The 9555-nt window shown below is 58.4% G+C and carries 10 protein-coding genes and 1 pseudogene; 8 read left to right on the plus strand and 3 right to left on the minus strand.

Annotation, left to right across the window (positions count from 1 at the left end; all coding sequences use genetic code 11):
- Together ACXRVY_RS12810 and fadD1 are read left to right on the plus strand one after the other, a co-directional pair.
- A partial coding sequence (locus tag ACXRVY_RS12810; protein ID WP_458237513.1) for an AMP-binding enzyme occupies nt 1–270 on the plus strand: 270 nt, incomplete at its 5' end.
- Nucleotides 271–665: 395 nt separating this feature from the next.
- A complete protein-coding gene (gene fadD1 / locus ACXRVY_RS12815) occupies nt 666–2366 on the plus strand; it encodes a long-chain-fatty-acid--CoA ligase FadD1 (protein ID WP_223459421.1) in 1701 nt (566 codons plus the stop codon).
- A 97-nt stretch (nt 2367–2463) separates the two neighbouring features.
- Here the strand turns inward: fadD1 and ACXRVY_RS12820 are convergent.
- Nucleotides 2464–2712 (minus strand): annotated as a pseudogene (locus tag ACXRVY_RS12820) (hypothetical protein); the annotation flags it as partial.
- A 355-nt stretch (nt 2713–3067) separates the two neighbouring features.
- On the opposite strand from ACXRVY_RS12820, the gene ACXRVY_RS12825 reads away from it, so the two are divergent.
- Both ACXRVY_RS12825 and def read left to right on the plus strand, forming a co-directional pair.
- Nucleotides 3068–4024, plus strand: coding sequence for a YihY/virulence factor BrkB family protein (locus tag ACXRVY_RS12825; RefSeq protein WP_223459419.1), 957 nt, complete (start codon nt 3068–3070; stop codon nt 4022–4024).
- Between the two features lie 2 nt (nt 4025–4026).
- Nucleotides 4027–4566, plus strand: a complete 540-nt coding sequence (def, locus tag ACXRVY_RS12830) for a peptide deformylase (protein WP_223459417.1) — start codon at nt 4027–4029, stop codon at nt 4564–4566.
- Between the two features lie 108 nt (nt 4567–4674).
- On the opposite strand, the gene ACXRVY_RS12835 is transcribed toward def, so the two are convergent.
- Nucleotides 4675–5085 carry a GNAT family N-acetyltransferase gene (locus tag ACXRVY_RS12835; RefSeq protein ID WP_223459415.1) on the minus strand — a complete coding sequence of 137 codons (411 nt, stop codon included), beginning with the start codon at nt 5083–5085 and terminating at the stop codon, nt 4675–4677.
- Nucleotides 5086–5414: 329 nt separating this feature from the next.
- Between ACXRVY_RS12835 and ACXRVY_RS12840 the strand changes: the two genes are divergently transcribed.
- The 4 genes from ACXRVY_RS12840 to ACXRVY_RS12855 all read left to right on the plus strand — a co-directional run bounded on the left by ACXRVY_RS12840 (nt 5415) and on the right by ACXRVY_RS12855 (nt 9061).
- Nucleotides 5415–6356: a fatty acid desaturase gene (locus ACXRVY_RS12840; protein ID WP_223459413.1), complete on the plus strand. Its 942-nt coding sequence runs from the start codon at nt 5415–5417 to the stop codon at nt 6354–6356.
- Between the two features lie 152 nt (nt 6357–6508).
- Entirely contained in the window at nt 6509–7300 is a 792-nt protein-coding gene (locus ACXRVY_RS12845; protein ID WP_223459411.1) for a phosphate/phosphite/phosphonate ABC transporter substrate-binding protein, read from the plus strand.
- Nucleotides 7301–7502: 202 nt separating this feature from the next.
- The gene (locus ACXRVY_RS12850; protein WP_223459409.1) at nt 7503–8051 is read left to right on the plus strand and encodes a sigma-70 family RNA polymerase sigma factor; all 549 of its coding nucleotides are present in this window, start codon (nt 7503–7505) and stop codon (nt 8049–8051) included.
- Nucleotides 8048–9061: an ABC transporter substrate-binding protein gene (locus ACXRVY_RS12855; RefSeq protein WP_223459407.1), complete on the plus strand. Its 1014-nt coding sequence runs from the start codon at nt 8048–8050 to the stop codon at nt 9059–9061. Before ACXRVY_RS12850 ends, ACXRVY_RS12855 begins: the two co-directional genes overlap by 4 nt.
- 143 nt (nt 9062–9204) lie before the next feature.
- Here ACXRVY_RS12855 and ACXRVY_RS12860 read toward each other — a convergent pair.
- Nucleotides 9205–9555: glutathione binding-like protein (locus ACXRVY_RS12860; protein ID WP_458237514.1), on the minus strand; the 351-nt coding region annotated here is incomplete at its 5' end.

Raw genomic sequence — 9555 nt, forward strand, 5'->3', positions numbered from 1 at the left:
GTGTACCCGAACGAGATCGAAGTCGTGGTGATGGCCCACCCGAAAGTCGCCAACTGTGCGGTCATCGGTGTGCCCGACGAGCGGTCGGGGGAGGCGGTGAAGCTGTTTGTGGTGGCCCGTGAAGCTGGGGTCAGCCTTGAAGAGTTGAAGGCTTACTGCAAGGAGAATTTCACGGCGTACAAGGTACCGAAGCACATCGTGCTGCGTGAGTCGTTGCCGATGACGCCGGTGGGCAAGATCCTGCGGCGGGAGTTGCGGGATATCGCCTGATCGATGAATGGCTGATCCCTGTAGGAGCGAGCTCGCTCGCGATGGACGTCAACGATAACGCGCCCTGTTTGAATGATCGCGTTGTCCGGACGTTTTTCGTCGGAACGCCGCCCGGAACAAGCTCGCTCCTACAGTTTTAGCGCGAAAGCCCCGATTTTCGGGGCTTTCGGGGATGTATAGAATTTTTGCTCTAAAATGACCAATCGATAGTCTTGAGTCACAATCGTGACCGTAGAGGCCGCTTTTGGCTCTGGTCGACCCCTGGCAAAGCTGCTACTCTCGGCGCGCTTTGTGACTTCTCGGCCTTCTATCAGCCAGATTCACCAATGACCAAACACCAATAATAATCGCATCAAATGCGGTGCTGAATTCGCGTTGCTGAGGAGTGGGCTTCCATGATCGAAGACTTTTGGAAGGATAAGTACCCAGCTGGGATTGCTGCTGATATCAATCCAGACGAGTATCCGAATATTCAGGCAGTGTTGAAGCAATCCTGCCAACGCTTCGCCAACAAGCCGGCATTCAGCAACCTGGGCAAGACACTCACCTACGGTGAACTGTACGAATTGTCCGGTGCGTTTGCCGCTTACCTGCAACAGCATACCGACTTGCAGCCTGGCGATCGAATCGCCGTGCAACTGCCCAACGTGTTGCAGTACCCGGTAGCCGTCTTCGGCGCGATCCGCGCCGGGCTGATCGTGGTCAACACCAACCCGCTGTACACCGCGCGGGAAATGGAACACCAATTCAACGACTCCGGTGCCAAGGCCCTGGTCTGCCTGGCCAATATGGCGCACCTGGCAGAAACCGTGGTGCCGAAAACCGGCGTCAAGCACGTGATCGTCACCGAAGTCGCCGACCTGCTGCCGCCGCTCAAGCGTCTGCTGATCAACAGCGTCATCAAGTACGTGAAGAAGATGGTGCCGGCCTATCACTTGCCAAAAGCCGTCAAGTTCAATGAAGTGCTGAGCAAGGGCCTGGGCCAGCCAGTGGCGGAAGCCAACCCGGCCAGCGGCGATGTCGCGGTGCTGCAATACACCGGCGGCACCACCGGCGTGGCCAAGGGCGCGATGCTGACCCACCGCAACCTGGTGGCGAACATGCTGCAGTGCAAGGCGCTGATGGGTTCCAACCTCAATGAAGGTTGCGAGATCCTGATCACACCGCTGCCGCTGTATCACATCTATGCGTTCACCTTTCATTGCATGGCGATGATGCTGATCGGCAACCACAACATCCTGATCAGCAACCCGCGTGACCTGCCGGCGATGGTCAAGGAACTGTCGAAGTGGAAGTTCAGCGGCTTCGTCGGTCTYAACACTCTATTCGTAGCCCTGTGCAACAACGAAGGCTTCCGCAAACTGGACTTCTCCGCGCTGAAAGTCACCTTGTCGGGCGGCATGGCCCTGCAATTGGCCGCGGCCGAGCGCTGGAAAGCGGTGACCGGTTGCGCCATCTGCGAAGGTTACGGCATGACCGAAACCAGCCCGGTGGCGACAGTCAACCCGATCCAGAATATCCAGATCGGCACCATCGGCATTCCGGTGCCGTCGACCCTGTGCAAAGTGATCAATGATGCCGGTGTCGAGCAACCGATGGGCGAAATCGGCGAGCTGTGCGTGAAAGGCCCACAGGTCATGAAAGGCTACTGGCAGCGCCAGGAGGCCACCGATGAGATCCTCGACAGCGAAGGCTGGTTGAAGACCGGTGACATCGCGCTGATCCAGCCCGATGGCTACATGCGTATTGTCGATCGCAAGAAAGACATGATCCTGGTGTCCGGTTTCAACGTGTATCCGAACGAACTCGAAGACGTGCTGGCTACCCTGCCGGGTGTGCTGCAATGCGCGGCCATCGGTGTACCGGACGAGAAGTCGGGCGAGGCGATCAAGATTTTCATCGTTGCCAAGCCGGGCGTGACCCTGACCAAGGAACAGGTGATGGAGCACATGCGCGCCAACGTCACCGGCTACAAGGTCCCGCGTTCCGTGGAGTTTCGCGATGCACTGCCGACCACCAACGTCGGCAAGATCCTGCGTCGTGAACTGCGCGATGAAGAGCTGAAGAAGATCAACGCGAAGAAAGCCACCGCGTAAAACAAGAAGCCCCGCCGATGCGGGGCTTTTTGTTGACGCCTGACACAGGTAGACGACCTGTAGGAGCCGGCTTGCTGGCGATGGCGGGGTATCAGTCGCCTTCGAGCTTCTCGCGCAGGAACACGGTCGGCACTTTCAGGTGCAGCAGTTCGTCGGTGTCCGGGGTGTGCATCAGCAGGTGAATCCACTCGTACTGACCGATTGCAAGGCGCGTCACCGGGAGGTCGAACCACCAGATGTTGCGGTTACGGTTCAGTTCGGCGAAGTGGCAGTTGTTGACGCCAAGCACAGCACCGCCGAGTTCCTGGTTTCTGCGGGCAATGGCCTGCTTTTTATCGAGTTTCATAACATTCCTACGGGATTGGATCTTCAGCGCCATGGCCTGAATGTGTTGCGCATTCTCAGGGGTTGGCCCGCAAACATAAAGCGCAACCTGCACTGAACGATGAAATGTCGTGGTGAAATTAAATGAAACTCCCTGCAAAAGCCCCCGGTCAACCTTGTGTAACGACTTTCCTTCGTTGAAATGCCTTTAATGAAAAGAAGACGCGGCCATCTTCAGATGGCCGTTTTTGTGTCAGCCTGAACTTGCGCATTGAAATTGTTTCAAAGTCGCCATCTGGGCTACCTTGATGAAAGAAATCGGCCCCTGAGTCGCCACGACTTCCACCCAAATCCGTATGCGGCGAATGGAGACGCGAATGATTTTTCCGGACATGAGAGGCTTGCCCCTGCACCGTGTGATGATGCGCACGGTCACTGAGTTCGTCGCCGACGAGATGTCGACCTATGCCTCGGCGCTGGCCTATCAAATGCTGTTTTCGCTGTTTCCGTTCATCCTGTTCCTGATTGCCCTGATCGGCTTCCTGCACCTGCCGGATTTTTTCTCCTGGTTGCGCCTGCAATCGGAACTCGTATTGCCGCCCCAGGCGCTGGAGCAGGTCAACCCGGTGATCGACCAGCTTCAGCAGTCCAAGGGTGGGTTGCTGTCGGTGGGTATCGTGATTGCGCTGTATACCGCGTCCGCCGGTGTGCGGCTGATGATGAGCGCGATGAACGCTGCCTACGACGTGGTAGAAGGGCGCCCGCTGTGGAAACGCTTTCCGTTGTCGATCATCTACACCGTCGGCATTGCCGGCATGCTGCTGATCGCCGCAGCGCTGATGGTGCTCGGGCCGCAGGTGATGGAGTGGATCGCTGCGCAAGTCGGCCTTGAGAACTTTATCGTCACGCTCTGGACCATCGCGCGCTGGCCGGTGATCGTGATTCTGATGATGGTCGCGGTGGCGTTGATCTACTACGTCATGCCCGACGTCAAACAGGAATTCCGCTTCATCACCCCAGGCTCGGTGCTGGCGGTGGTGGTGTGGATCATCGCTTCCCTGGGCTTCGGTTTGTACGTCAAGGAGTTCGCCAACTACAACGCCATGTATGGCAGTATCGGTGCGATCATCGTGCTGTTGCTGTACTTCTACATTTCCGCAGCGGTGCTGCTGCTGGGCGCGGAGATGAACGCGGTGATCGAGCACATGTCGCGAGAGGGCAAGGACCCCGGCGAAAAAGTGGCTGGCGAGCATGGTCCCGTCCATGAGGAAAAGCACCACGTGTCGGGACTGGGCCGCGATCACTCACACAAACCGACCATTGACGAAACCTGATCATGATTCGTGAAATTCTGAAAATGGGCGATGAACGCCTGCTGCGCATTGCCCCGCCAGTGCCGGCCGAAATGTTCGACAGCCCCGAGCTGTGGCAACTGATCGATGACATGTTCCAGACTATGGAGAGTGTGGGTGGCGTTGGCCTCGCTGCTCCGCAGATCGGCGTCGACCTGCAACTGGTGATCTTCGGTTTCGAGCACAGCGAGCGTTATCCGGATGCCGAGGCTGTGCCACAGACGATCCTGATCAACCCGTTGATCACGCAGCTGAGCCCGATTCTGGAAGAGGGCTTCGAAGGCTGTTTGTCGGTACCGGGACTGCGCGGCGCGGTGCAGCGTTACCAGCAGATTCGCTACGAAGGCGTCGACCCCAAGGGCCAACCCATCGTGCGTTTTGCTTCGGGGTTTCATGCGCGGGTGGTGCAGCATGAGTGTGATCACCTGATCGGCCGCCTGTACCCGTCGCGCATTACCGACTTCAGCAAGTTTGGCTTCACCGAGGTTATGTTCCCGGACCTGGACCCCAACGCGGACGACTAAAGCCGCCGTAAAACCTGTAGGAGCGAGCCTGCTCGCGAAAGCGGTCTAACAGTCAGCATTGATGGTGACTGACACACCGCCATCGCGTTCAGGCTCGCTCCTACAGATTTAGGGCGCCAACCCCATCGCAATCATCGGCTTGCTACGCGCATAGCGGCTCAAGCGTTCAACCATCGCGTAAGGCATCGGCGGATCGAAAGCAAATCCGCGTCGCTCATAAAACTCTCGCAAATCCGGATGACAGAACAACCACACCGGCTGTTCGCAATCCTTCACCGCAGCCGCAATCAACCCGGCGGCAATCCCTTGTTCGCGACACTCCGGATCGACAAACAACCCGGTCAGCCAATGCCCGCCGGACACCGGACGCAAACACAGCACGGCAACAATCTGGTCACGCCGGGCYACCCACAACTGCGCATCGCGCACGGCTTTCATCGACGATTGGTGAGCGCGATAGAACTTGTTCATCAATGGCCATAACGGCTCGTCGAGCAGGGTGAATTGGGTATCGGGCATGGTCTCGGACTGTCGGTGTGCAAAGCGGACTATTATAAAAGAACGCACGCGCCGGGATAGGTGTATACCTGTTCTCACATCCCCATGAGTGGAGTACGCATCATGTCCAAAGGTCTGGATTCAAAGAAAGCGGCGAAAAAGAAACCAGTGAAAACCGCCATTGAAAAGCGCGCGGACAAGAAGGCCAAAAAGGTCGGCGTGTTCGGTCACTGATCCCGCGTTGATCGATCGCTCCCATGCACCATGGGAGCGATCCTCCTGAAAATAATCTGCAATATTTCCCAAGGCCATTGCACAGAAGGGGATTGGTCCCCGATCTGAGCAACGCCATGCCCCATTACTTTGATAGCGCCCACCAGGAAGAAATAGAAACCCTGCGCCGACGCTTCACCGCGCGTACCGAGTGGCCGACCTGGTTGCTGTTGATCGGTGTGTACGGCGCCTGGTTTGGCATTGTGTTGAACAGCCATCGGTTGGGTTTGTGGTGGAGCACTCTGTTGCTGATTCCATTGCTGGTGTTGTGGCTATCCGTGCAACACGAACTGCTGCACGGTCATCCCACGCGCTGGCCAACCCTGAACAAAATCCTTGGCTACGCACCGTTTGCCGTCTGGTATCCGTACACCTTGTATCGCGATAGCCATTTGCTGCATCACCGCGACGAGGACCTGACCATCCCCGGTCGTGATCCGGAAAGCCGTTACCTGAGTGCCGGGCAGTGGCAGGGCAGCTCACCGCTGGTGCGTAGCCTGCACTGGCTGAACAAAACCGTGCTCGGCCGCTTTGCCCTGGGGGCACCGCTGGCCTTGCTGACGCTGGCCGGTGAAGAGCTGCAACGCCTCAGAGCAGGCGAGCGACAGGCCTGGCTGATGTGGTTGAGTCACGGCTTGATGACAGGAGTGATGCTGCTGTTTATCGCAAGCTTCAGTGTGTTGCCGGTTTGGCATTACCTGTTTTTGATCAGTGTGCCGGCACTGTCGATTGCCATGATTCGCTCCTACTATGAACACCGACCTCATGCGGCGCCGGAGCAACGCACCGTGCTCAATGAAGCGGCGTGGCCGTGGCGCTGGCTGTTCCTGAACCTTAATTTTCATCTGGTGCATCACGAGTTGCCGGGGTTGCCGTGGTACGACCTGCCCCGCGCCTACAGCGCCCGCCGCGAGCAATGGCTGGCGCGTAGTGGGGGATTCCTGGTGCGGGGTTATGGGCAGTTTTGGCGTGAACATGGAGTAAAAGCCATCGACAGCCCGAGGCATCCGTTTCACTGATGCCTGATCACCAACGACCCCTGTAGGAGCGGGCTTGCCCGCGAAGAGGCCGGCACATCCAGCATCAATGTTGTCAGGCAGAACGCTTTCGTCGGATCGCCGCCCGGAGCAAGCCCGCTCCTACAGAGGTTACGTTACGCAGGAACATTTCGATGACCCAACACATCGCCGAACTACTGATGTACACCGCCCCCGAACCCATTCACCAGGCCAGCGAGCGCTGGCTGGCGCGAATCCTCGAGCACCTGGGCGAAACCCGCCGTGATGCCGAAGGCCTGTCACTGATGCAGGTGTGGTTGTCGCCGCATTTACTGCTGACACAAACCTGCGGCTATCCGCTGATGACGGCATTGCGCGGCAAGGTCCGGGTGCTGGGGCGGCCTCGTTATGAGCTGCCGGACAGCAGCGATGGCAATCATTGCAGCCTGATTCTGGGACGCCTTGATGATGCACGGCCAACCCTGGCAGATTTTCGCGGCAGCCTAGGCGTGATCAATGACCAGGACTCCAACAGCGGCATGAATCTGCTGCGCCACCGGTTGGCGCCGCTGCAACGTGACGGACGGTTTTTTGCTCAGGTGGGAATCAGCGGCAGCCATCGCGAAAGCCTGCGCTGGTTACGCGAAGGCCTTGCCGATCTGGCGGCCATCGACAGCGTGACCTTTGCCTACCTGGCGCGGCATGCCACAGAGGAAGTGGCCGGCTTGCAGGTGATTGCCCGCAGTGCGCTCAGTCCTGCCTTACCGTTCATTACCGCCGCGACGGTCAACGATGAGCAGGCTGAAGAGCTTCTGCGGGTGATGAACCTGGCGTTGCGCGAATTGTCGGAGGTTGCCGAAATTCTCGGTTTGCCAGAGGTACTGCCCGCCAACGAAAGCGACTATCAGGTTGTGCTCGATTATCAGCGTGAGGCCGAGACGTTGGGGTATGGGGAAGTGCGATAAGGTTTGAGTGTTGGGTCCAGGTACCCCGAAACCCTGTAGGAGCGAGCTTGCTCGCGAAAGCGGTCTATCAGGCACACCTTTGTTTAATTCCATAAACGAATATAAAAATAAGTTTTAAGTATTATTAATGAATAAGGCTCCTTGCTAGGATTCGCCTCACCGGACCACCGGACATTCAGCGACCCCTAACCCAGGAGCCCCTATGTCCGGCGCCGATATTCTTCATCGCAAACACGTGGACGGCCTGTTCCGCGCTCACTACCACTGGCTCTGCACGCGCCTGCGTCAGTCTCTGAACGATGCCGCCGCTGTCGAAGACATTGCCTGCGAAACTTTCGTGCAATTGCTCGAAGCCCCTGGCCTGACGGCCATCCGTGAACCCCGTGCCTTGCTCACCACCATCGCCCGGCGTCTGCTCTATCAGCGTTGGCGTCGAGGTGATCTGGAGCGCCAGTATCTTCAGCAATTGCAACAGGCCGAACCGATCCACGCCGAATCGCCGGAGGCACTGGCTCAGATGTCCCAGACCCTGACCCGTGTGGATCGCAGTCTTCAGCGGCTGCCAGGCAAAGTGCGTTCGACCTTCCTGCTGTCGCGGATCGACGGCCTGACCTATCCGCAAATTGCCGCCGCGCTGGGCATCTCGCTGCGTTCGGTCAGCGACTACATGACCCGTTCCCAGGCCCTGTGCGACCGGCACAGCGCCAATCAACCCCTGAACCGTCCACTCCAGAACAAGAGGTCCGCATGAGATCGATCAAAACCCTGCTCGGCAGTTCGTTGCTGGCCCTGAGCCTGTTGTCCCACCCGGCCTCGGCCACGGAGAAAATCGCGCCCATTCACTTTGGCGACATCACCTGGGAAAGCGGCAGCCTCATCACCGAAATCCTGCGCCTGATCGTTGAAAAAGGTTACGGCTACCCGACCGACACGCTGCCGGGCAGCACCGTCAGCCTTGAAGCGGCGCTGGCCAAAAACGATATCCAGGTTATCGGTGAAGAGTGGGCCGGACGCAGTCCGGCCTGGGTCAAGGCTTCCGCGGAGGGCAAAGTGTTCGGCCTGGGTGATACGGTCAAAGGCGCCACCGAAGGTTGGTGGGTGCCGGAGTACGTGATCAAGGGCGATCCCGAGCGCGGCATCAAGCCATTGGCCCCGGAGCTGAAATCCGTTGCTGATCTGGCGAAGTACAAGGATGTGTTCCGCGACCCTGAAGACCCGAGCCGCGGACGTTTCCTCAACAGCCCGACCGGCTGGACCTCGGAAATCGTCAACAGCCAGAAGCTCAAGGCCTATGACCTGACCGCCAGCTACGTCAACTTCCGCACGGGGTCTGGTGCCGCACTGGATGCCGAGGTGGCGTCGTCGATCCGCCGTGGTAAACCGGTGCTGTTCTACTACTGGTCGCCGACACCGCTGTTGGGGCGTTTCAAACTGGTGAAACTCGACGAACCGCCGTTCGACGCGCAAGCCTGGAAAACCCTGGCCGACGCCAACAACCCGAACCCCAAAGGCACGCGCTCGATGCCAGCGAGCCTGGCCATCGGCGTATCGGCACCGTTCAAGGCGCAATACCCGGACCTGGTGACGTTCTTTGAAAAGGTCGACCTGCCGATCGATCTGTTGAACCAGACCCTCGGCCAGATGAGTGAAAAGCGCCAGAAACCCCGGGAAGTCGCCGAAGCGTTTTTGCGTGAGCAGCCGCAGGTGTGGAAGGGCTGGGTGCCGGGGGAGGTGGCTACCAGGGTGAGTGCCAGTTTGTAGTTTTGTGTTGTCTGGAAGGTCGTCATCGTCGGAACGCCGCCCGGAGCCGGCTCGCTCCCACATTAGGTCTGTATTGCCCACAAAACCCGTGGTCAACCAAGATCCCCTGTAGGAGCAAGCCTGCTCGCGATTGATCTCAAGCCTTACGCCAACTCTGCGGTCAACGCCGCTTTCACCGCCGGCCGCTGATCCACCCTGGCTTGAAACCTTGCCAACGCAGGCCACTCATTCAATTGAATGTCGAACAACCGAGCCCAGCGCAACACCGTAAACAAATACGCATCAGCAACGCTGAACCCGCCCGCCATCAAGTAATCCTGCCGCTCCAGCGTCTGGTTCAACACGGCCAAACGCTTGAACAGTTTCTCCTTGATCAGCGCTTTCACCTCTTCGGGAAATCGAGCGTTGAACAGCCAGCCGAGCCCGCCGTGAATCTCCGTCGAGATGAAGTTCAGGCATTCCTGCAATCGCACCCGCTCAAATGTCCCCAGGGC

The organism is Pseudomonas sp. P5_A2_2, from assembly GCF_054177685.1.